Origin of the sequence: Staphylococcus sp. 17KM0847 (genome assembly GCF_013463155.1) — a bacterium.
Lineage (GTDB): Bacteria > Bacillota > Bacilli > Staphylococcales > Staphylococcaceae > Staphylococcus.
The window spans coordinates 961,261-984,625 of the sequence record NZ_CP040781.1 but is presented as its reverse complement, the minus strand read 5'-3'; the positions used below and the strand labels follow the sequence as shown (position 1 = coordinate 984,625).

Here is a 23,365-nt window from a genome sequence, read left to right as displayed (position 1 = left end):
TTCCCTCCCTCCAAATATCAAAAAAACTTTTTCATATTTACATAGTAACTCACCATGTAAACAATAGTATAAATTAAAATGGATTATCGGTCAATCGACAAAATTACATTTTTTATGATAACTTCAAATTTTTTATATAAATATATTATCCAATTCAGCTAATTAAGCTAACATTTCGAGTTCAGATTGGTTGTTTGCATGTTCAACTGTTCTTAGAAATGTACCGTAATTGATAGGATAGCCCACTTTGTCAATTTTCACTTTGCAAATTTGACCAATTAAAGATGTATCGCCTTCAAATTCTACTTTCATATAGTTATCAGCATAGCCAACCAATACACCATCTTTGGCACTTTTCTCTTCCGGAATCACTTCTAACACGTCATGTTCAAATTGTGAAGCGTATGTTTTAGCTAATTGGTTACTTAGTTCTATTAGCTTGTGTACACGTTCATTTTTAATCTCTTCATCAATTTGGTCATCCATGCGTGCAGCAGGCGTACCAATACGTGGTGAGTATGGGAATACATGCAACTCTGAAAATTGATGTTTAACGATAAAGTCATAGGTTTCTTGGAATTCTTCTTCGGTTTCGCCAGGAAAACCAACAATCACATCACTGGTAACAGCTAAACCCGGTAAGGCAGCATGCAACTTTTGAATACGCTCAGAAAAATGTGCCATTGAATACTTGCGGCGCATGCGTTTCAATACTGTATCCGATCCCGACTGAAGTGGGATATGTAAATGGCGAACAACTTTGGTTGATTGTTGTAATACTGCAATCACTTCATCTGTTAATTGACTTGCTTCAATAGATGAAATACGGATGCGCTCTAAGCCATTAACTGTTTCTAAATCTCGTAGTAATTGTGCAAGATTATAGTCTTTTAAATCTTGTCCATATCCACCTGTATGAATGCCCGTTAAAACAATTTCTTTATAACCAGATTGAACGAGCTGTGTGGCTTGTTCAACAACTTTTTGTGGATCACGAGAGCGCATTAGACCACGTGCCCAAGGAATAATACAAAATGTACAGAAGTTGTTGCAACCTTCTTGTATTTTAAGCGATGCACGTGTACGGTCTGTAAAATAAGGTACATCCAACTCTTCGTAAGTGCGATTTTTCATAATGTTACTCACACCATTGATCGGTTGACGCTCTTGTTGATATGCATCGATGTAAGACAACAATTTATGGCGATCTTGTGTACCTACTACAATATCAACACCGGGTATCTCCATAATTTCAGCAGAAGATGTTTGTGCATAACAGCCTGTAACACAGACAACAGCTTCTGGATTTTGTCTAATTGCTCGTCTAATCACTTGGCGACTTTTTTTATCTCCAGTATTTGTAACTGTACATGTGTTAATCACAAAAACATCTGCATTTTGTTCGAAGTCTACACGGTCATAGTTTGCTTCTTTAAATAATTGCCAAATTGCTTCAGTCTCATAGTGATTGACTTTACAACCTAATGTATGAAAGGCAACTGTTGACATATTTTCACCCCATTAAATCTATTTCATAACTAATGGCACTTAATGCATATAAAGGTGCAGTTTCAGCTCTAAGTATACGTGGTCCTAAGCCGATAACTGTCGCATGTGTGCTGAACAAATCAATTTCATCCTCACTGAAACCACCTTCAGGACCAAAAAGCAACAATACTTTAGCACCCTCTTCAACTTGGGAAAGCGTTGTCTTAAAATTTGAGGTTTCACCACATTTAGCCTGCTCTTCATATGCCATTAATACATAATCATATTCACTCATTGTATCATAGACATCTTTAAATTTCGAGCAATAATTCACTGATGGAATATACTGACGATAGCTTTGTTCAGCTGCTTCTTTTACTATTTTTTGCCAACGTTCTAATTTTTTATTCGCTTTTTGCATATTGAGTTTAACGATAGAACGATCCATTTGAATAGCAAGAAAAGCATATGCTCCTAATTCTGTCGCTTTTTGCAATAACCACTCATATTTGTCAGACTTAATTAAACCACTTGCTACAGTTATTTTTATCGGAAGTTCTGTATGGATATCTAATCGATGTATCGTTTCAATTTCAATAGATTGTCCCGATATATCGACAATGCGTACTTGAAATGTTTGCTGTTGATTAAAATTGACAACCATTTCATCTCCCACTGTATAGCGCATCACCTTAGTGATATGATGAATGTCATCTTTACTTGTGATAAAAAAACGCTGATGTTGCTCAGCGTTCTCGTTTAAAAAATATCTTTGCATTATGGCATTCCTTTCTGGGCAGTAATGCACACCCAACCATTGTCATGTTGTACATCAACAATTTCGAAACCAACCGCCATCATCTGTTGTTGAATTGTTTCGGACTTCTCATCAATAATTCCAGATGCAATGAAATAACCTGAATCATTTAAAGTTTTATAACTATCCGTGATCATACGTTCAATAATATGGGCTAAAATATTAGCGATGACAACATCGTATTTATCTGTCTCATGCGTTAATAAATTACCTGTTGCTGTTTCAATCGCTGTATCACAGTGATTTTTTTTGAAGTTATCTTTAGCAACCTTTACCGCCATCTCATCCAAATCAACAGCCTTAACGGATTGAGCTTGTAATAAATGGGCCGCAATACTCAAAATACCTGAACCTGTCCCTACATCTATAACACTGTGTGATGGTTGGATAATACGTTCTAATGCCTTTAAGCACATACTTGTTGTAGGATGATCTCCAGTACCAAAAGCCATACCTGGATCAAGTTCAATATAAAGATGATCCTCATTTTGATCAATCGTTTCCCAACTTGGAACAATATAAAACTTCTCTGAGGCTTGGAACGGATGAAAATAATTTTTCCATTCATTTTCCCAATCTGCCTCAGCAATTGTTTTTGTCTTAACTTCAACAATATCTTCATTCACAAGTTTGTGTGCACACAACGTATTATATAACTGTTGTATACACGTATCATCAAAGGACGCTTCAGTAAAGTAACCTTTGACAATCATATGCTGTTCTGGATAATCAGACGGATCCAAATCAAATATTTCTCCATAACGATCTTCCCGCTCTTGAGTCAACGTTTTAGAATCTTCTATTGCTACTCCATTGGATCCCATATCTTGTATTAAATCAGTTACAATCAGTTCAGCCTCTTCATTCACCGTTACAGATAATTCTATCCAGTTCATCTCAATTAATCTCCCTTGAAGAAACGACGTGCTTTATCTTTAAAGTTACTTGGTTGTTCCTGAATTGTGTCGCCACTCTCTTCTGCAAAAGCCTTTAACAGTTCTTTTTGTTTATCTGTTAATTTTGTTGGTGTGACCACTTTAATATTGACGAATAAATCACCGTAGCCATAGCCATGAACGTTTTTAACCCCTTTACCTTTTAAACGGAATTGTTTTCCAGACTGTGTACCTGCTGGAATAGTAAGCATGACATGACCATTCAATGTTGGGATTTTTATCTCATCACCAAGTGCTGCTTGGGCAAAGTTAATAGAATGTTGATATAAAATATCATCGCCTTCTCTTGTAAACTGATCAGAAGGTTTAACACGAAATACAACATATAAATCACCAGCGGGACCGCCGTTTTCACCCGGTGAACCTTGACCTGCTAATCTAATTTGTTGATCATTATCTACACCTTCAGGAACGGTTACTTCTAGTTTAACATTTTTCATCTCAGTTCCTTTACCATGACATGTCGTACAAGGTTCATCAAATTGTTGACCTGATCCATTACACTCTGGACATACTTGTTGTGTACGAACACGTCCTAGAATTGTATTCTGTTCAACAGATACATGACCTGCACCATTACAATAGCTACATGTATGCTTTTTAGTTCCGGGTTTGGCACCTTCTCCATCACATGTATGACACACAACTTCTTTTCTAACTGAAATTTCTTTTTTTGTACCAAAGACAGCTTCTTCAAATGTAACTGTCATTGTATATTGCAAATCGTCACCTTTTTTAGGAGCATTTGGATCTCTTTGACGTTGTGCACCACCGAAGAATGAACTAAAAATATCTTCAAAGCCAGCACCGCCACCAAAACCTGAAAAGTCTTGACCTCCGAAGCCTTGCCCAAATCCACCTTGTGCACCTGCATGACCAAATTGATCATAATTTGCACGCTTGTTTTCATCACTTAATACTTCATATGCTTCACTTATCTCTTTAAACTTTTCATCCGCACCTTCTTCTTTGTTAATATCCGGATGATATTTTTTTGATAATTTACGATATGCGCGTTTAATTTCATCTTTTGACGCACCTTTTGATAGTCCAAGCACTTCATAATAGTCTCTTTTAGCCAACGCACTCTCTCCCTTCAATCACAATTTATAAATAATAAGGGGCTGGGACGATGATTGTCCTAGCCCCTCTAAGTGACCGTTTCAGTCAACCTATATGAATAAATAATTATTTTTTATCATCATCATTTACTTCTTTAAATTCAGCATCTTCTACTGAATCATCTTGTTGCGCTGCATCGCCTTGTGCTTGCTGCGCTTGTTGTTGTGCTTGCTCATACATTTTCATTGAAAGTTGTTGGATCACTTGTTCTAATGCTTCTTTTTTCTCTTTAATTGCATCGATATCTTCGCTCTCAAGTGCTGATTTGAGTGCTTCTTTTTTCTCTTCAGCATCTTTTTTGTCGTCTTCTGTTACATTTTCGCCTAAGTCAGTCAACGTTTTATCCACTTGGAATACAAGCTGATCTGCTTCATTGCGTAAATCTACTTCTTCACGACGTTTTTTATCTGCTTCAGCATTTTGTTCAGCATCTTTAACCATACGATCGATTTCTTCATCAGATAATGATGATGATGATTCAATTGTAATATTTTGTTCTTTATTTGTACCTAAATCTTTTGCTGTAACATTAACAATACCGTTTTTGTCAATATCAAATGTTACTTCAATTTGTGGTACACCACGTGGTGCTGGTGGAATATCTGTAAGTTGGAAACGACCAAGTGTTTTGTTGTCTGAAGCCATTGGACGTTCACCTTGTAGTACGTGGATATCCACAGCAGGTTGGTTGTCTGCAGCAGTTGAATAAACTTGTGACTTAGATGTTGGGATTGTTGTATTACGTTCGATTAACGTATTCATACGGCCACCCATGATCTCAATACCTAATGATAATGGCGTAACATCAAGTAATACGACATCTTTAACGTCACCTGTAATAACGCCACCTTGAATAGCAGCACCCATTGCAACAACTTCGTCAGGGTTTACACCTTTGTTTGGTTCTTTACCTGTTTCTTTTTTAATTGCTTCTTGAACTGCTGGAATACGTGTAGAACCACCCACTAAAATGACTTCATCAATATCAGCATTGGATAAACCAGCATCTTTCATTGCTTGACGTGTTGGCCCCATTGTTTTTTGTACAAGATGATCTGCTAATTCTTCAAATTTTGCACGTGTTAATGTTGTTTCTAAGTGTAATGGACCTGACGCACCCGCTGAAATGAACGGTAATGAGATTTGTGTTGAAGATACACCTGATAAATCTTTTTTCGCTTTTTCAGCAGCGTCTTTAAGACGTTGTAAAGCCATCTTATCTTGAGAAAGGTCAACACCATTTTCAGATTTAAATTCTTTAACTAAATGATCAATAATGACTTGGTCAAAGTCGTCACCACCAAGTTTGTTATCACCAGCAGTTGCTAGTACTTCAAATACACCATCACCTAATTCAAGGATAGATACATCAAAAGTACCTCCACCAAGGTCAAATACAAGCACTTTTTCCTCTTTATCTGTTTTATCTAATCCATATGCCAATGCAGCAGCAGTTGGTTCATTAATAATACGTTCTACTTCTAAACCAGCAATTTTACCTGCATCTTTTGTTGCTTGACGTTCACTATCATTAAAGTAAGCGGGAACAGTAATAACAGCTTTATCAACTTTTTCACCTAAATAACTTTCCGCTGTACTTTTTAAATTTTGTAAGATCATCGCTGAAATTTCTTGTGGTGTATAGTCTTTACCTTCAATATTTTCTTTATGTTCTGTACCCATATATCTTTTAATAGATTGAATCGTATTTGGGTTTGTGATTGCTTGACGTTTAGCAACCTCACCAACTTGTGTTTCTCCGTTTTTAAATGCAACAACAGATGGTGTTGTTCTTGCACCTTCAGGATTTTGAATTACTTTAGGCTCGTCACCTTCTAACACTGATACACAAGAGTTTGTTGTTCCTAAGTCAATACCAATTACTTTACTCATATTCCAATTCCTCCTAATTTACAAACATAATTATTTTACACATTTAAGTCTTTTTAGTCAAAACTATTGATTAACCTTTACCATAGAAGCTCTCAATACACGGTCTTTTAACTTATAACCTGTTTGAAGCTCTTCAGTAATTGCACCAGATTCAAACTCTGGATTATCATCTTGGATAACCGCTTGATGATAATTCGGATCAAACTGTTCTCCTTTAGTTTGAATACGTTCTAAACCGTTCTCTTCTAGTGCTTTTATCAAGCTATCATAAACCATTTGGACACCCTTTTTGAGTGACACAAAGGACTCATCATCGCCTTCGATTTGTAAAGCTCTTTCAAAATTATCTAATGTCGGAACAATATCTGTTAGCACTTGTTGCGAACGATATGTTTTCTGAATATCCGCTTCTTTTTGAATACGGCGTTTATAATTTTCAAATTCTGCGTAAAGACGTAAATATTTTTCTTGAGCTGCATCTGCTTCAGATTTTAATGTCTCAATTTGTTGTTCGAGTGTGCTTTCTTCGCTTTCTTCACTTTCTACCTCTTCAACAACATCTTCTGTATTACTTTCGACTTCTGTCTTTTCAGTATCTGTTTCGATGTCTGTCGTCTCAGCATCTTTTGATGTTTCTTCTTCACGTAGTTCTTTTTCTTCCGTCATTTCTAAACCTCCATACACTGTATCAGTTATAGTTATACTGTTACTTCATTCGATTGAGCAATTGTATCACATTTTGATAGCGCATTGCTGCTGGACCAACGACCGCAACATAGCCTTGTAAATCATTCGAAAGTGTATAGGGACTTGTTACAATAGCAATCCCTTGTAAATTATGCCCTATTTCCGAACCAATGCGTATATTTATCAGTGAATCTGACATTTGATGAATCAATTGTGCAATATGATCAGATTCAACATATTTCAATATGGGTTGAATAGATGAAACTGTATGCTCATTTAAGCTTTCAATCAGCTGATCTTTGCCACCCATATAAATGCGCGACGTTGCTGACTCAAGGTGCTTTTTAATTAAATAATAAATCTGGAGCAAAACAGCTACCTCTATGTCGTTAAATCCCATTAACCGATAAGCATCGATATGATGTTGATTACCATCTTTAAGAAACGCTTCAAGGTTCTCAGATATAACATTAGATAACTTAATAATTGTATGATCATCTAATGCTAAACTTGATGATAGATGTAAATGCTTCACATATCCTGTCTGATGAATCAATACAACAATAATATGATTTGCATTGACTTTCATAAGATGGATATCAATAATCGATGACTTTGTGTGGTCAGGTCCTACGACCAGCGTTGTATAATGAGATTGATCAGAAAATAATTGTGCTAAATTGTCTAGTGTTGATGAAATATCAAAATGATGCGCACTAAACAATGCACCGAGGTTTAGCTCACTATATTTGCCATGACTCATCGGTTGTTCTAACAATTGATTTGCGTAGAGTCTAAAACCTTCTTCAGACGGAACTCTTCCAGATGAGGAGTGTGTTTTTTCAATAAGGTTTTGTTCCTCCAATATTTTCATTTCATTCCTGATTGTCGCAGGACTTACTTGAACATTGTGTCTCTTTATTAGTGTGGATGAGCCAATTGGCTGGCCTAACTCAACATAATCTTCAACAATTGCATTTAGAATACTTATTTGCCTTTGAGTAATCATGTTTCCACCTCATTAGCACTCCTTTATCTCAAGTGCTAATTATAATTTATCAAATTGGTCAAAATAAGTCAATGTTAAAGCTTATAATTTTGAAGTTCTATGCTAAAGTTTAATAAACGCTTCAAAAACGGAATTACCCATAACACGTCCCTTAGAAGTCAGTGCAATATGCGTTGGCGAATTCGTAATAAGGTGTCTTTGAACAAGTTGATCGATTTCTTCTTTGTAGTAATCATCAAGCACACAACCAAACTTAACTGCAAAACGCTCTTTATCTACGCCTTGATTCATTCGTAATCCTAAAAACATTTCTTCTTCTATGCGCTCTTCTAAACTCGGTGTGGTTTCTGTCAATATAGGAGGTGTACTATGCGTGACTTTATCAATGTAATGATTCACAGGATTAATATTCGTATACCTTACACCATTGACATAGCCACTTGCACCAGCACCAAAACCAAAATATTCTTCGTTACGCCAGTACACCTTATTATGTTCAGATGCATGACCTATTTTAGCAAAGTTAGAAATTTCATATTGATGCATACCATGCTGCTCTAACTTTTGAACCATGAAATTGTACATATCAGCTCCAATATCTTCATCCGGTAGTTGTAGCTGTCCTTTTTGATATAAATTATAAAATTGTGTCTGCTTTTCCAAAATTAATCCATAACTCGAAATATGGTCGACATGGAGCGATAATGCTTCTGTCAAACTATTATCCAACTGCGCCATTGTTTGACCAGGAAGGTGATACATCAAATCTAAGCTGATCGATTTGATTTCATACTTTCGTGCATTCTCAACAGCTTTAAAAATATCCTCTCGTTTATGGCTACGTCCCAAGGTTTCTAGTAACTTTTGATCAAATGTCTGAACCCCTAAAGATAAGCGATTTACACCGTATCGTTTTAACAATGCAACCTTTTCTTCTGTCAATTCATCTGGATTTGCTTCAAACGTGTATTCCCCATGAATATCAAATTGATCATTGATAGCAATAAGCAGACGCTCGAGTTGTTTTACAGACAGTGCCGTGGGTGTACCCCCTCCGACAAATAGTGTTTCTAGTTCTCTCTTGCCCACCCACGACATCTCCTCAATCAAACAACTTAAATAGTCATCGACAGGCTGATTTTGTATAAAATATTTATTAAAGTCACAATATGTGCAAATCTTTACACAAAAAGGAATATGTATGTACGCGCTTTTAATCATTGGTATTACTTTTCCTCCTTAACAAATAAGCCCCCATGTCGTAATGATTGGGAGCTTATCTGCTTATTCTTCATCCATTTTTAATACAGCTAAGAAAGCGTCTTGTGGAATCTCAACATTTCCGACTGCTTTCATCTTAGCTTTACCTGCTTTTTGTTTTTCAAGCAATTTACGCTTACGACTAATGTCGCCACCGTAACACTTAGACAACACGTTTTTACCCATTGATTTGATGTTTGTACGTGCAACAATTTTATGACCTACTGCTGCTTGAACAGGCACTTCAAACTGCTGTCTAGGAATCAATGTTTTAAGTTTTTCAACAAGTGCCTTACCTCTATCATATGCAAAATCACGATGGACAATAAAGCTCAACGCATCGACCTTATCGCCATTTAATAAAATATCCATTTTAACAAGGTTACTCTCTTTATTCTCAATAAATTCATAATCAAAAGAAGCATATCCTTTTGTATTCGACTTCAATTGATCAAAGAAATCAAAAACAACCTCTGATAATGGCAATTCATAAACAATGTTTACACGAATATCATCTAAATAATCCATTGTAATAAATTGACCACGTTTGCGCTGACAAAGTTCCATTACAGCACCTACATAATCATTAGGCACCATCATCGTTGCTCGTACATAAGGTTCAAACACTTTTTCAATTTGGTCTCGCTCTGGCATTTGTGCTGGATTATCCACTTGAATAGACTCACCATTTCTTAAAATCACTGTATAAATAACAGATGGTGCTGTTGCAATTAATTCGATACCAAACTCTCTTTCAATACGTTCTTGAATAATTTCCATATGCAACATACCTAAAAATCCAGTTCGATAACCAAAACCTAATGCCTTTGATGATTCTGGCTCAAACTCGAGTGAAGCATCATTAAGCTGTAACTTTTCAAGCGCTTCACGCAAGTCATTGTAATCTTTATTATCAATTGGAAAGAGACCACAATACACCATTGGATTCATTTTTTTATAACCTTTTAACGGCTCTGTTGCTGGGTGACTCGCATGCGTGATCGTATCACCAACACGTGAATCATCTACATTTTTAATACTTGCAATAATATAGCCTACATCTCCCACCGTTAATTCATCTACTGGTAGCTGTTTAGGTGTGTTAATCCCTACTTCTGTGACCTCGAATGTTTTTCCAGTTGCCATCATTTGAATGCGATCTCCCGGTTTTACAACACCATCTACAACACGAATGGATGAAATGACACCGCGATAGGGATCATATTCCGAGTCAAAAATAAGTGCTTTAAGTGGGGCAGCAGGATCGCCATCTGGAGCAGGTACTATTTCGACAATTTTTTCTAGTATTTCTTCAATACCGATATTAGATTTTGCACTCGCAAGTACAGCATCATCCTGGTCTAAACCAATAACATCTTCTACTTCTTGTTTCACACGTTCTGGTTCTGCGGCTGGCAAGTCAATTTTATTAATAACTGGGATCAGTTCCAGATCATTATCCAGTGCTAAATATACGTTAGCTAATGTTTGAGCTTCAATACCTTGTGCAGCATCTACAACTAAAATCGCACCTTCACAAGCGGCTAGCGAACGAGAGACTTCATATGTAAAGTCGACATGTCCCGGCGTATCAATCAAGTGAAAAGTATAAGTTTCTCCATCTTTGGCTTCATATTTCAAGCGTACAGCATTTAACTTAATCGTAATGCCTCGCTCACGTTCTAAATCCATAGAATCTAGCAATTGTGCTTGCATTTCGCGAGATTCTACTGATTTAGTATTTTCTAAAATTCGATCCGCTAATGTCGATTTACCATGATCGATATGTGCGATAATCGAAAAGTTTCTAATATTTTTTCGTCTATTTAAACGCTCACTATTATTCATAATATCCTACTCACTTTCATAAGATTGACCCATAAAAACTTTTACATCTTTGCTATAATAACGTTTTTAGCGTACAATTGCAACTCACTGTATCAATGCTTAACCTCTTCAAATCGTAAAAAGTTAAAAAAATAAAGTGAAGCACTCAATTAATGATTGCACATTGTATAGACATTTGATAGAATGAATTTTGTTGTAATCAAATTTATTTTGATACCAAGATGATTCTAGGAGGTGTCTTCTATGCCAAATATCAAATCTGCTATTAAACGTGTAAAAACAACTCAAGTAGCTGAGAACCAAAACATTTCTCAAAAAAATGACATGCGTTCAGCAGTGAAAAGTGCTAAAAAAGCAATTGAAACTAATGCTGATAATAAACAAGAATTAGTAAGCAAAGCAATCAAACGTATTGATAAAGCTGCGCAAAAGAACTTAATTCATTCTAACAAAGCTGATAGAATGAAATCAAAATTAATGTCAGCAAAATAATCAATAACTCAAAGTACTGAGTTATTGATCAACCCCCAGTAACAAACGCTTAATTCGTTTGTTACTGGGGGTTTTTCTACTTTAACAACTCATTTGTGATCTCCAGCTTCTTTATTGTTTAAAGTTTTGTCCTATACTCAATATAAAAAGTTCAAGAATTAATACACTATCCATGTATGAAGATTTTAATTTATAATCCGTTTCAGCACATGCATCTATGATAGAAAGCAATTGTGTAAGATGATATTTACGTGCTTGTTGTAATGCGAGCTTCACACGATAAGGATGTACACCTACTGTCTGAGCAATTTGCTGACCCGAATATCCTTTAGTGCTCAATATTTTACTTTGGTAATACAAGCGATAATTACTTGTAATTAAAGCAAGCAACTTAATCGGTTCCTCTTTAAGTTTAACTAAATCCCTCATTAATCTAATCGCATGATCTTTTTGCCCTTTTTGGATATAATCTGTTAAAAGAAAAACATTTTGTTCTAAACTTCTATTAACAATAGTTTGGACGTCACTTTTGGTAATTGTTGGACGATCACCAATAAATAACTGTATCTTCTCCAACTCTTGTTGAACGATGCGATAATGAATACCTGTTAACTCAATCAATGTATCTAAGGCATCTTGTTTAATATCTTTAAATTGTTCATGAAGTTGCGTTTGAATCCATTTTTTCATTTCCTGTTCTGTAAACTGCTCTATCTTTTTAATGGTTGCATGCTTCTTCAATGCTTTAACAATCTTTTTCCGTTCATCTAACTTTGTAGCATTTACTTGAAAAATGATAAGACAATCCCCTTTGTCATTTTCAATAAACTTCAATAATGCATCAGTGTTAGGCTGTACGTCTTTAGGTGCTTTTTCTCCAGTGAAGATATAGCTGTTTTGAACTAATACGACTTTTTTATTCGAGAAAAAAGGTAAAGTCATTGCTTCTTCAAGGATGATATTTATTTCGGTATCATACAAATTATATTTAACAAAATTAAAATCATCTTTAGGCTCGTCCACTAAATAACCTTCAATGAGCTGCTCACTCTTTTTTTCAATGAGTTCTGGGACTTCTCCATAAACAACATGCAATTGTGCCATGTTATACTCCCTTTCGTACATCAATATTTCTTTATTATAACACGATTTTTGACAGGGCGATGTAAATGAAATCAGAATATAAACCTTCATTCCCGATATAATTTATACGTTTTATCAAAATGTACAACAATATGATGATGATCTGCTGTATTATAGGTTTGAATATGACGTTCTTGCAATCGATCTATAATGATAGGGCTTGGAAGGCGATATAAATTAGACTTCCCAGCGGAAATCAATGCAATATCAGGATGTATCGTATCTAAAAACTTTTCTGAACTACTTGTTTTACTTCCATGGTGACCGACTTTTAAAATATCTACTTTAGGCAATGTGTAATTTTCAATTAACTTATCTTCGTTTGCTATTGTTGCATCCCCCATTAATAAAAGATGGTATTGTTTAATTTGTACGGACGTTATAATTGAATGTTCATTTAAGTCATCACTCAAATCAATGTCTGTATTTAAAAAAGAAAATTGAAAATCGCCTAACTTCAAATATTGTTGGTCTAAATATGATATCAGCTTTGCGCCTTCACTTTCACACACATTCTTTACCACTTTAAAATAGTATTCATCAAAACGATTAGGATTAATCATAATATTACGGATTTTTAACTTATTTGCTAAATTAGGAAGTTCTCCAATATGATCTGCGTGTGGGTGTGTAATAACTAAATAATCAATGCATCGAATCCCTCTCTTTTTTAATAATGGATATGTTTTAGCATCCGTAATAGATGTACGATGTTTATATTGACTTTCTTCCCTTTCTCCTCCAGTATCTATCATCAAAGTTTCACCTGTGGCCGTTTCAAATAATGTTGCATCTCCTTGTCCAACATCTATTACAGTCATCCTATTTTGATATTCCGGATAACACACATGATTTACGATCATCAATAAACTGACCATAATCAGACATATTTTAAACTTTCTTTTAGACAATAAAAAGCAACATATCACAACAAATACAATAATAAGTACATAACCGATTTCACCTAAATCTGCTATAATCATCTTCCATTGGGTCAAAGGATAAAAAAGTGCGATCAACTTTGATTGTATTTGAAAAAAGAGTGAGAATGGGTAATTAAAAAGAGATAATAGCGAAGGACTTATCCATGCAATCATTACAGTTAAAAAAGACATAGGTATAATACAAAGACTATACAGCGGAATAAAAAAGAAGTTGGTCAATACGCTTAACCATTGTATCTCGTTAAAGTGCTGATAACTTATAGGAAGCGTCCCTAGTAAAGCAACAAAACTCGATAAAAATAAACGTATCCCTAAATGTTGTTTCATATAAGTTTGTTGTAATAAGATAAGTAAAAAACAGATAGAAAATGAAAATTGAAATCCAATATGAAAATGGAGTTCAGGCTGATAAACGGAAATAAGTATATAAGATAAACATAAAATATGTAATCCTACAATCTTTATATAACTTGATAATAAAATAGCGAGCATCGCCATAATGACGGAGCGTTCTGCACTTGGAGTAGCACCTGAAAAGATTAGAAAACAAGGTAATATCAAAAGAAGAAGCATTTGAGTAATAAAAATAGGAAGAGGGAGTCTTTTCCCTATCCTATAAAACAATGCAGTCAAAATACCGACATGTGTGCCACTGACAGCTAATAAATGCGAAATACCCAAATCTCTAAATTGTTGTTTTTCCGCCTGCGATATAAAATCTGTAAAACCAGTGGATACAGCAATAATATACTGGCTTCCCGGTAACTGCTCATTTCTAATATTCTCAATGATTTTATTACGAATTTGCTGAATATGCAGATGTAGCGATGTTGTCTTGTAAGGTTTGCATTGCGAAATATCCATCGTATTTACACTGATATAACCTGTTTGTCCAATTTGTTGAGGAGGTTTCAAAGTCGCTTCAACTTCGCATACATGCGTAGACCAGAAGGCAGCATCTAAAGCTCTAATTGTATCCCCTACATTATATAGTGTAAATCGATAACGTTCACCATTCACACTTGCATTTGCTATCATTTGCTGCCCTGTTATTACTGGTAAGGTATCAAAATGTAAGTGTGTCCGTTGTTTCGTTGATATTGTCGATAATGTATGATGTCCTACATATGGATGTATCATATATTGCTCTATGGCATACCCAATGATTATAGTGAACAACACCAAACAGATAAACAAAACACGATAATGCTTTATCATCATACTTATAAACATAAGACTCGCGATAAATAGAGAGGTTAAGGTATGATGATAAGCCAGTTGTCCTAAAATATAAGCGATTAAGATATAAATCATTGTGTATCCAAAATATAATTCGCGATACGTTGTGGGTCAAATGGTACCCGCTCATACTTAACACCTGATTGATCTAATAATTTAATGGCGTAAGCATGATTATGATAATCTCGGGCGTAATAAATCGTCTTAATACCTGCTTGAATAATTGATTTCGTACAGTTCACACAAGGAAAATGCGTTACATAAATTGTTGCACCATCTGTCGACACCCCTTGTTTGGCACATTGTAATAGTGCATTCATCTCAGCATGAATCGTACGAATACAATGCCCATCTTCTAACAAGCATTGCTCATCTGTACAATGTACTTCTCCTGCAACGGAACCATTATATCCTCCGGCAATAATACGATTGTCTTTGATGATTGTCGCCCCTACTGACAAACGTTTACAAGTAGAACGCAATGCCAACAAATGCGATTGTGCCATAAAATACTCATCCCATTGAATTCTTTCCATTGGTTTCACCCCACACACTTATTTCCTTGATTATAACTGATTTCTAATAAACAAACTAGCGACACTCGTCATTACACTGTAAAATAACTTTTTAAATTTTCATACGTTTTATCTCCAATACCTTTCACTTCTTTTAGTTCTTCTACGGATTGAAATTGTCCTTTTTCGTCCCTATATGTTAATATAGCTGCTGCTTTGGCAGGGCCAATACCCGGTACAGTTGTTAAGTCTGACAGTTGTGCAATGTTTAAATTAATCGGCTCAGTTGTCGTATTGGTACTACTTGGAGATGTCGCTGTTGTTACCGTTGCATTGATACTATTTTGTTCTCCCTTAGCTGGAATACGAATCATTTTTTGATCTATTAACTTCTCTGCAAGATTAATTTGCGATAAATCCGCTGAAGGTAATGGAATCGCTCTATCTAATAGTTGTTTCACACGATCATCCGACATCATTTTGTACGTGTTCGGTCGCTTAACCGCCCCTTTAATATCTACAATAATCGGAAAAGGTTGCTGTTTATCTGCTGCTCGCTGGTGTAATGTTGAAGTGGATTGTTGTGAAGGCGTTTCAACAAGTGATTGTTTTTCATCCTCTGACTCGTTAGCGCTTGGATGCTGAAAAAACATCAATAAAGCTACCAATATCATAATAATGACACCCACGATACAAACAACCATACGATTTTGATAATACCACGCTTGTAATTGATCTAAAAATGACATATAAAAACCTCCTTTACACATCTACACGTATAAAGGAGGAAGATTACTTTTATTTAGTTGCGATAAAAAATAAACGGTCACTTTCTTCGCTTTGACATTGTGGTTCAAAGTCATAAAAAGTTGTGATATTTCTAAAACCGATAGACTGTAACATTTGTGTGTAAATTTCTTTGTCAAGTGTACGCTGAAATTGCGTCTCATCATAACGCCGATAATCATCTGTTCCCTCATGATTAACAAAAAAAGTTAAATCATGCCAGACACTATATGGCAAATCACCCGGCTCTGTCTGCCAAATCAATGTCAGATGTTCTCTATCATCCAAGTAAACGGCTCCATTAAATTGAGCGAGCATCTTATGAACGGTATGCACATCAAACATGAGTATACCATCACGATTTAAATGATGGTATACATGATTAAAAGTAGCTAACACATCTGCCTCATCTGTGACATAATTGAGTGAATCACAAAAAATAGTAATCAAATCAAATGTTGTTGGTAAATTAAAATCAGTCATATCTCCTATACACCATGTCACATCACTTGATTTTTGTTGTGCAAGATGAATCATGTCTTCACTCAAATCCATACCATAAATATCATCTGCAAAAGCAGTGTACATTGTCGTTAACGTCCCTGTTCCACAACCTATATCAAGTACTCGCTTAGCACGAGAAGTGGGTAAAAAATGCTGTATTATATTTTGCCATTGTTCATAGGGTTGATCATCTGTTAATTGATCGTAAAAGTGGCTTAATGTTTGATATGACATTAGGCTTTGCTCACTTCATGATACCCTAATATTTCTGCATCTTGATATAATTTTTCGAGGTTATAATAACCACGTTCATCTTTGTGAAATACATGAACAACAACATCTGCCAAATCAAGCAAAATCCATCGTGCTTCATCATAACCTTCCATACGCTTTACATGGATTTGGTGTGCTTCAGCTTCATCTTTGACTGCTTTTGCAATGGCTTGTACTTGTCTTTCATTATTTCCGTGACAAACTACAAAATAATCTGCAATATCCGAAATACCACGCATATCAATCGAAATAATATCTTCGGCTTTTTTATCATCTGTTGCTTTAACACTTAATTGCAATAATTCTTGTGCGTTCATTTAATCATCCTTTAATTTGTTTCATTTAAATTATAATAATTGAGGCAATCAATAGTAGGCTGATAAACACTAATATCCTTTCCTACTAAATACAATACAGTTCTTTTGGATATTTCATAAATTGTACGATCCAAGCCTTTGCCACTATAAACCATTTCACGTATTTCTTCAACACCCGGTATTTCACGCTTGGGTTCGATATAATCAGCAATAAATACTAATTTTTCTGTTTTCGTCATTTGCTTACGTCCTGTCGTATGATAATAAATGGCTTGTAATACTTCTTCATCTGATATGCCATATTCGTTTTTCATCACAACAGCACAAATAGGACCGTGCAAAATTTCAGACCCATAGCTCAATAAATCTGAATCTAATTGATATTTTGTGACTTGTTGATATAAATAACTTAAATCGTCATATTTACAAAAGTCATGCAATATTCCCGCAAGTTCTGCCTTTTCTTTATCCCCTTCATATAACTCGGCTAACTTCACTGCTGTTTCAGCTACCCTTAAAGAATGTTTATATCTTTTTTTAGGTAACTTTTGTTCAACAAGTTCTATCGCAAATTGTTTATCCATATAATCCCATCCTCTTAATATATTTTTCAACATTTAGTGGAACCCACATATGAATGGTTTTCTTATCTTTGCAACGCTGCCTTATTTCTGTCGAGCTAATAGCCATTTCAGGAATAGCTATCGTTTGGATGGCTGGATCTGTTGTTGAAACGGTATGTCCCCGATTTACAACAACAAATGTCACCATCTGTTTGAGCGCTTTAATTTGGTACCATTTATCTAGTTGATCATATTGATCTGTTCCAATAACGAAATAGAGTGTTGCATCTGGTACTTCATCATATAATGCTTTTAACGTATCATAGGTATAGCTTTGTCCTTTACGCTCGATTTCATCTGTTCGCAATGTACCAAATCCTAGATTATCGATCACAAGTTGAATCATAGCTAATCGATCTTGAACTGCAATAGAAGTGTCATTTTTTTTGAGTGGGGACATATAACTTGGCATAAAATAAAAGTCATCTGGTTGAAGCATTGCATTCACTTCACTTGCAATCATCTCATGCGCGCTATGAATCGGATTAAACTGCCCTCCATAAATAACGATGCGTTTCTTCATTATGGTAACTCTATTTGTTTATTTTCTTTTGATTCACGATACAATACAATCATAGAACCAATAACTTGTACAAGGTGACTACCCGTTTGCTCTACAAGCATTTCTGCTAGTTCAGACTTATCATCCATATTATTTTGTAAAACATGAATTTTAATCAACTCTCGCTTTTCTAAAGTTTCATCAATTTGCATCACCATATTTTCATTGATGCCTGCTTTACCAATTTGAAAAATCGGATCGATATGATGCGCTTTACTTCTTAAAAAGCGTTTTTGCTTACCTGTTAATGTCATAATGACCTCCTATATCATTTTACTATTGATATAAACGATGCTCTACAATTTGACGCATCGCTTCAATATTCGCTTCTTGCCCTGTCCATATTCGAAAACTTTCTGCACCTTGATACACAAACATATCTAAACCGTTATATGTTTGATAACCTTGATCAGCTGCCTGCTTTAAAAAAGCGGTCTGTGCTGGTATATAAATAATATCACATACCCACACATCTTCTTTTAATGCATTCAATACACCGACACTTTCTTCTACATTGTTCATGCCAACAGGTGTTGTATTAATAATAATATCAAATTGGCCTGCAATCTGTTCTAACTCTGATAAATGGTGCTTTTCTATATCAAATTGCCAATCATCAAACCTCGACATCGTACGATTAACGACTGCAATAGGATATCTTGCCTTTTGTGTAAGTGTATAGGCAATACCTTTACTCGCCCCACCAGCACCGATAATAAGTATACGTGCATTGTCCAAATTGCCGTAGCGCTGTTCTAAACCTTTAACAAAACCAATACCGTCCGTATTATGACCCACCCACTGGTTATCCGACACTACTACTGTATTCACTGCACCTATTGCCTCTGCTTCTGGAGACAGCGCATCAAGATAAGGGATAATCCGTTCTTTATGTGGAATAGTCACATTAAACCCATCTAAAGCATGTGCCTGAATAATATCTCGAATATGATGAAAATGTTCAGGTGGAATGTTTAAAGCTTCATATTGCGCATTCAATTTTAATGCTTTAAAGTTTTCGTGATGCATTAACGGTGATAATGAATGGCTAATGGGATTCCCGATTACAGCAAACTTCATACCCTTCACACTCCTACATAATTGATGGTCGTAAAGTTACATCTACATTTTCAGGTACTGTGACAACAACTTCTGCACCTTCTGCTATCGTAATAAAGCCCAATCCCGAAATCATAACATCTTGTTTACCGCTTTGCGTTTGCAGTTCAACACGTTTTAATCGTTCAAAATCAAAATGCTCAGGTCGTGATGGAGGGGCTAATAATCCACCTATTTGTTCTTGCCAGAGTTGATCTGCCTTTTCCAATTTAGTTCTATGAATATGCAATTCATTAGAGAAATAGCATATCAATGGCCGCTTGCCTCCGCTTATATAGTCAATGCGTGCAAGCCCACCAAAAAATAATGTCTGCTGCTCATTTAACTGAAATACACGTTGTTTAATTTCTTTTTTAGGCATAATTGTATTCAGTTCTTTTGTAGTGACATAGTGTGTCATTTGATGTGCTTGTATCACACCGGGTGTATCATACATATAACTCTGCTCATCTAACGGAATATCAATCATATCCAAAGTCGTGCCCGGTACTTTTGAAGTTGTGATGACATCTTTTTCACCGACACTTTCTTCAATAAGTCGATTGACGAGCGTTGATTTACCTACATTTGTCGTCCCTACAATATATACATCTTGAGCCGCTCTATATTTCTCGATTGCTTGCATCAAATCTTCTATACCATAACCTTTAGTAGCAGATAACAACACAACATCTTCTGGATATAAGCCATATTCTTTAGCAGAGCGTCTCAACCATTCTGTAACACGACGCTTATTGATTTGTTTGGGTAATAAATCTATTTTATTTGCTGCTAAAATGATTTTTTTATTTCCAACAATACGTTTAATGGCATGGATAAATGATCCTTCAAAGTCAAACACATCAACAAGGTTGACAACAATACCCTGCTTATCTGATAAGCCATTTAGTAATGTTAAAAAGTCATCACTATCCATTCCAACGTCTTGCACTTCATTATAGTGCTTCAAACGAAAGCAGCGTTTACATATAACATCTTCTTTATGTAAACTGGATTGTGGTACATAACCTGCTGCATTAGCGTCTTCCGATTGCAATATTGCACCACAGCCAATACATTTTAAACGATCAGTCATATTTAAGACTCCTCCCATTGAATGTAGCCTTTACGTTTGAAATGGCTCAAAATGCGACGTTCGATAAGTCGATTCAACTTTGTTGCAAGTCCGTCTGAGTTTTTGACAGGAACAACCATAATTGTATAAAGACCACTTCTGTTACCACCAAAAACATCTGTTAACATCTGATCGCCGATAACAACAACTTGACTACGTTGTAAACCCATATGGTCTGTAGCTTTTCGCAGTGATTTTCCTCTTGGTTTCTGTGCTTTGAAAATATAATCTACCTTCAAACTCTGACAAAATGACTTAACACGGCGCTCATTGTTATTTGATACGACCGTCACTTTAAAACCACGTTCATCTAATTTTTTAAACCATTGTTCTACTTTAGGTGTGGGCATTGCTTCATCCCAACCCACAAGTGTATTATCTAAATCTGTGATTACACCTTTAATATTACGCTGTTCTAACATCTGAAAATCAATTTCATGAATATCTTTTACATATTGATTGGGCAAAAATAATCGCTTTAAAATCCCCATGTCGTGCCTCCATTTTAAATAACTTCATTCTTGCTATTATACCACAAGTTTCACACAAGAAAATACAACGGATTAGAGTTCTTTAACAAGCTCATAAACCATCTCGCTCGATGATTTGGACGCAACTTTTAAAAATTCATCAAACGTCATACTTGCCTGAGCATCAGCAAGATCTGAAATTGCGCGGGTAACAATGAACGGTTTATCAAATTGAAAACACGTTTGTGCGACTGCTGCTGCCTCCATCTCTGCAGCAATTGCATGAGGAAAATATTCTAAAATAGCTGTACGCTGTTGATCTGTCCCGATAAAACTATCCCCAGATACAATTAAACCATCCATAGCGTTTTGGTTTAAGGATTGCAATACACGGTGAACCGCTTGAATAAGTGTCTCATCCGCTTGATACTGAGACGGCATTCCAGGGATTTGTCCCATCTCATAACCAAATGCTCGAGCATCAGCGTCATGATAGGATACATGTGTACTAACAACAACATCGCCTAAATTTAATCCTGATTGTAATCCACCGGCTGACCCTGTATTAATCACGTAGTCCGGATTAAACATATGAATTAATAACGCTGTTGATATGGCAACATTTACCTTACCAATCCCACTTTGCAATAATACTACTTCTTTATTTGCAAGTGTGCCGTGATAAAAACGTGTATGTGCAACTTGTGTTTCTTTTAAGTTTGAGAGTTGTCCTTTTAATAATGCAACTTCTTCTTCCATTGCGCCAATAATTGCAATCATATCTCTTCCTCCATTAATTTCATATTTATAATATGTATATCCTCTATTGTTGCTGTTATTTTAACATATCTCATCGCTTCACCTCACACAAAAACTTAAATACGCCTTAAAATACAAATAAGCCAAGACCTTTTAAAAGTCTCGGCTTACTTGTAAAAATTCAATTTATTGGTTCCAAAGTTGTGCAAGCCCTTGGAATGCGAAAAAGCCAGTGAACAATGTTACGATCACCGCAACAATACCAAAAAGCAACATCCATGTTGGGTGTTGATAATCGCCAACAATACGTTTATTTTTAGACGCAATAAGTACTGTTCCTAATGTAATGGGTAAAATCAAGCCATTTAACGCACCGGCTATAATCAATAATTTAACAGGCTTTCCAATAGATAAGAAAATCAATGTTGAAATTAAGATAAATCCAATGACAACATAGTTATCAAATTTGTTTAACTTTTTGTGCAACGTTTTAATAAATGTTGTACTTGTATATGCTGATCCAATGACTGAAGACATAGCCGCAGCAAATAATACAATACCAAAAATATTTTTGCCTATCGGTCCAATTGCATGTTCAAATACAGAGGCAGGTGGGTTATCTGGGTTTAACGTCACCCCTGTTACAACCACACCAAGAACTGCTAAGAAAAGCAAACCACGCATAACGCCTGTTGTTAAAATCCCTGTAATCGCTGAACGATTGACAAATGGCAAATAGTCTTTCCCTTTGATACCAGCATCTAAAATACGATGTGCACCTGCAAAAGTAATATAACCACCTACCGTTCCACCAACTAGAGTGATAATAGGTAGAACAAGTGCAGCTGGATTTTCAGGTAAGACCATATGCTTCGCTGCATCTGCATACGGTGGATTGGACTGAACCATAACATATGCTACAACACCAATCATGAGTAAACCTAATAGCATCGTGACAAAATCCATTGCTTTCTGACCATTTTTAGATACAAATACAAGAATAGCAATAATAGCTGTAATCGCAGCACCGACACGTACATCAATACCGAAAATGGCATTTAAACCTAACCCCGCACCTGCTATGTTACCGATATTAAAAGCTAAACCACCGATTGCGATTAAGATTGAAATAAATGTTCCCAATCCTCTAACAACTTCATTAGCTATTTCTTGACCTCGATAACCTGTTACGACAAGTACACGCCAAATATTAATTTGTGCTCCGATATCAATAATGATCGATAATAAAATGGCAAAAGCAAAACTCGCCAAAAACTGTTCTGTAAATACTGCTGTTTGTGTCAAAAATGCTGGTCCAATCGCCGATGTTGCCATCAAAAAGACCGAACCTAGCAACAACCTTTTGTGCGCTTTTGTAAACTTAAACTCACCTGGATTTTCAATTTTATTTGAATTAGATTTCAT

23 protein-coding genes and 1 pseudogene are annotated in these 23,365 nt (G+C 35.6%); 1 reads left to right on the top strand and 23 read right to left on the bottom strand.

Features of this window, described 5'->3' with window-relative positions:
- Window positions 1-162 precede the first annotated feature (162 nt).
- The 9 genes from mtaB to lepA form a co-directional block, all read right to left on the bottom strand.
- Window positions 163-1,509: a tRNA (N(6)-L-threonylcarbamoyladenosine(37)-C(2))-methylthiotransferase MtaB gene (mtaB, locus tag FGL66_RS04650; RefSeq protein ID WP_180810425.1), complete on the bottom strand. Its 1,347-nt coding sequence runs from the start codon at window positions 1,507-1,509 to the stop codon at window positions 163-165.
- Window positions 1,510-1,513: 4 nt separating this feature from the next.
- Window positions 1,514-2,266 carry a 16S rRNA (uracil(1498)-N(3))-methyltransferase gene (locus tag FGL66_RS04645; RefSeq protein ID WP_180810424.1) on the bottom strand — a complete coding sequence of 251 codons (753 nt, stop codon included), beginning with the start codon at window positions 2,264-2,266 and terminating at the stop codon, window positions 1,514-1,516.
- Window positions 2,266-3,201 carry a 50S ribosomal protein L11 methyltransferase gene (prmA, locus tag FGL66_RS04640; protein WP_180810423.1) on the bottom strand — a complete coding sequence of 312 codons (936 nt, stop codon included), beginning with the start codon at window positions 3,199-3,201 and terminating at the stop codon, window positions 2,266-2,268. Before prmA ends, FGL66_RS04645 begins: the two co-directional genes overlap by 1 nt.
- A gap of 5 nt (window positions 3,202-3,206) precedes the next feature.
- Window positions 3,207-4,343: a molecular chaperone DnaJ gene (gene dnaJ / locus FGL66_RS04635; protein ID WP_180810422.1), complete on the bottom strand. Its 1,137-nt coding sequence runs from the start codon at window positions 4,341-4,343 to the stop codon at window positions 3,207-3,209.
- Window positions 4,344-4,449: 106 nt separating this feature from the next.
- Window positions 4,450-6,276, bottom strand: a complete 1,827-nt coding sequence (gene dnaK / locus FGL66_RS04630; RefSeq protein ID WP_180810421.1) for a molecular chaperone DnaK — start codon at window positions 6,274-6,276, stop codon at window positions 4,450-4,452.
- Window positions 6,277-6,339: 63 nt separating this feature from the next.
- Window positions 6,340-6,942: a nucleotide exchange factor GrpE gene (grpE, locus tag FGL66_RS04625; protein ID WP_180810420.1), complete on the bottom strand. Its 603-nt coding sequence runs from the start codon at window positions 6,940-6,942 to the stop codon at window positions 6,340-6,342.
- A 40-nt stretch (window positions 6,943-6,982) separates the two neighbouring features.
- Window positions 6,983-7,972 (bottom strand): heat-inducible transcriptional repressor HrcA, encoded by a 990-nt coding sequence (gene hrcA / locus FGL66_RS04620; RefSeq protein ID WP_180810419.1) that lies wholly within the window; start codon window positions 7,970-7,972, stop codon window positions 6,983-6,985.
- A 102-nt stretch (window positions 7,973-8,074) separates the two neighbouring features.
- Complete coding sequence (hemW, locus tag FGL66_RS04615) at window positions 8,075-9,193, bottom strand: radical SAM family heme chaperone HemW (protein WP_180810418.1); 1,119 nt, start codon at window positions 9,191-9,193, stop codon at window positions 8,075-8,077.
- Window positions 9,194-9,256: 63 nt separating this feature from the next.
- Window positions 9,257-11,080, bottom strand: coding sequence for a translation elongation factor 4 (gene lepA, locus FGL66_RS04610; RefSeq protein WP_180810417.1), 1,824 nt, complete (start codon window positions 11,078-11,080; stop codon window positions 9,257-9,259).
- A 243-nt stretch (window positions 11,081-11,323) separates the two neighbouring features.
- Here lepA and rpsT point away from each other — a divergent pair, with 243 nt between their 5' ends.
- Window positions 11,324-11,572 carry a 30S ribosomal protein S20 gene (gene rpsT, locus FGL66_RS04605; protein ID WP_180810416.1) on the top strand — a complete coding sequence of 83 codons (249 nt, stop codon included), beginning with the start codon at window positions 11,324-11,326 and terminating at the stop codon, window positions 11,570-11,572.
- Between the two features lie 111 nt (window positions 11,573-11,683).
- Here the strand turns inward: rpsT and holA are convergent, their stop codons facing one another.
- The 14 genes and pseudogenes from holA to FGL66_RS04535 all read right to left on the bottom strand — a co-directional run bounded on the left by holA (window position 11,684) and on the right by FGL66_RS04535 (window position 23,365).
- A complete protein-coding gene (holA, locus tag FGL66_RS04600) occupies window positions 11,684-12,676 on the bottom strand; it encodes a DNA polymerase III subunit delta (protein ID WP_180810415.1) in 993 nt (330 codons plus the stop codon).
- 86 nt (window positions 12,677-12,762) lie between these two features.
- Window positions 12,763-14,799 (bottom strand): DNA internalization-related competence protein ComEC/Rec2, encoded by a 2,037-nt coding sequence (locus FGL66_RS04595; RefSeq protein WP_180810414.1) that lies wholly within the window; start codon window positions 14,797-14,799, stop codon window positions 12,763-12,765.
- Window positions 14,800-14,969: 170 nt separating this feature from the next.
- Complete coding sequence (locus tag FGL66_RS04590) at window positions 14,970-15,434, bottom strand: ComE operon protein 2 (RefSeq protein WP_180810413.1); 465 nt, start codon at window positions 15,432-15,434, stop codon at window positions 14,970-14,972.
- 71 nt (window positions 15,435-15,505) lie between these two features.
- Window positions 15,506-16,162, bottom strand: coding sequence for a ComEA family DNA-binding protein (locus FGL66_RS04585; protein WP_180810412.1), 657 nt, complete (start codon window positions 16,160-16,162; stop codon window positions 15,506-15,508).
- Between the two features lie 49 nt (window positions 16,163-16,211).
- Entirely contained in the window at window positions 16,212-16,937 is a 726-nt protein-coding gene (locus FGL66_RS04580) for a class I SAM-dependent DNA methyltransferase (protein ID WP_180810411.1), read from the bottom strand.
- Entirely contained in the window at window positions 16,937-17,293 is a 357-nt protein-coding gene (gene rsfS, locus FGL66_RS04575; RefSeq protein ID WP_180810410.1) for a ribosome silencing factor, read from the bottom strand. Before rsfS ends, FGL66_RS04580 begins: the two co-directional genes overlap by 1 nt.
- Window positions 17,294-17,877 (bottom strand): annotated as a pseudogene (yqeK, locus tag FGL66_RS04570) (bis(5'-nucleosyl)-tetraphosphatase (symmetrical) YqeK). It abuts the gene before it with no gap.
- On the bottom strand, window positions 17,870-18,439 hold the full coding sequence (gene nadD / locus FGL66_RS04565) for a nicotinate (nicotinamide) nucleotide adenylyltransferase (protein ID WP_180810408.1): 570 nt from the start codon (window positions 18,437-18,439) through the stop codon (window positions 17,870-17,872). The pseudogene yqeK and the gene nadD overlap by 8 nt, the downstream one beginning before the upstream one ends.
- Entirely contained in the window at window positions 18,439-18,732 is a 294-nt protein-coding gene (gene yhbY, locus FGL66_RS04560; RefSeq protein WP_180810407.1) for a ribosome assembly RNA-binding protein YhbY, read from the bottom strand. The genes nadD and yhbY overlap by 1 nt, the downstream gene beginning before the upstream one ends.
- 22 nt (window positions 18,733-18,754) lie before the next feature.
- Window positions 18,755-19,558, bottom strand: coding sequence for a shikimate dehydrogenase (gene aroE / locus FGL66_RS04555; protein WP_180810406.1), 804 nt, complete (start codon window positions 19,556-19,558; stop codon window positions 18,755-18,757).
- Between the two features lie 13 nt (window positions 19,559-19,571).
- Window positions 19,572-20,672: a ribosome biogenesis GTPase YqeH gene (gene yqeH, locus FGL66_RS04550; RefSeq protein WP_180810405.1), complete on the bottom strand. Its 1,101-nt coding sequence runs from the start codon at window positions 20,670-20,672 to the stop codon at window positions 19,572-19,574.
- A gap of 2 nt (window positions 20,673-20,674) precedes the next feature.
- Entirely contained in the window at window positions 20,675-21,202 is a 528-nt protein-coding gene (locus FGL66_RS04545; protein WP_180810404.1) for a YqeG family HAD IIIA-type phosphatase, read from the bottom strand.
- Window positions 21,203-21,274: 72 nt separating this feature from the next.
- Window positions 21,275-21,961, bottom strand: a complete 687-nt coding sequence (gene mtnN, locus FGL66_RS04540) for a 5'-methylthioadenosine/S-adenosylhomocysteine nucleosidase (RefSeq protein WP_180810403.1) — start codon at window positions 21,959-21,961, stop codon at window positions 21,275-21,277.
- A gap of 165 nt (window positions 21,962-22,126) precedes the next feature.
- A complete protein-coding gene (locus FGL66_RS04535; RefSeq protein ID WP_180810402.1) occupies window positions 22,127-23,365 on the bottom strand; it encodes an NRAMP family divalent metal transporter in 1,239 nt (412 codons plus the stop codon).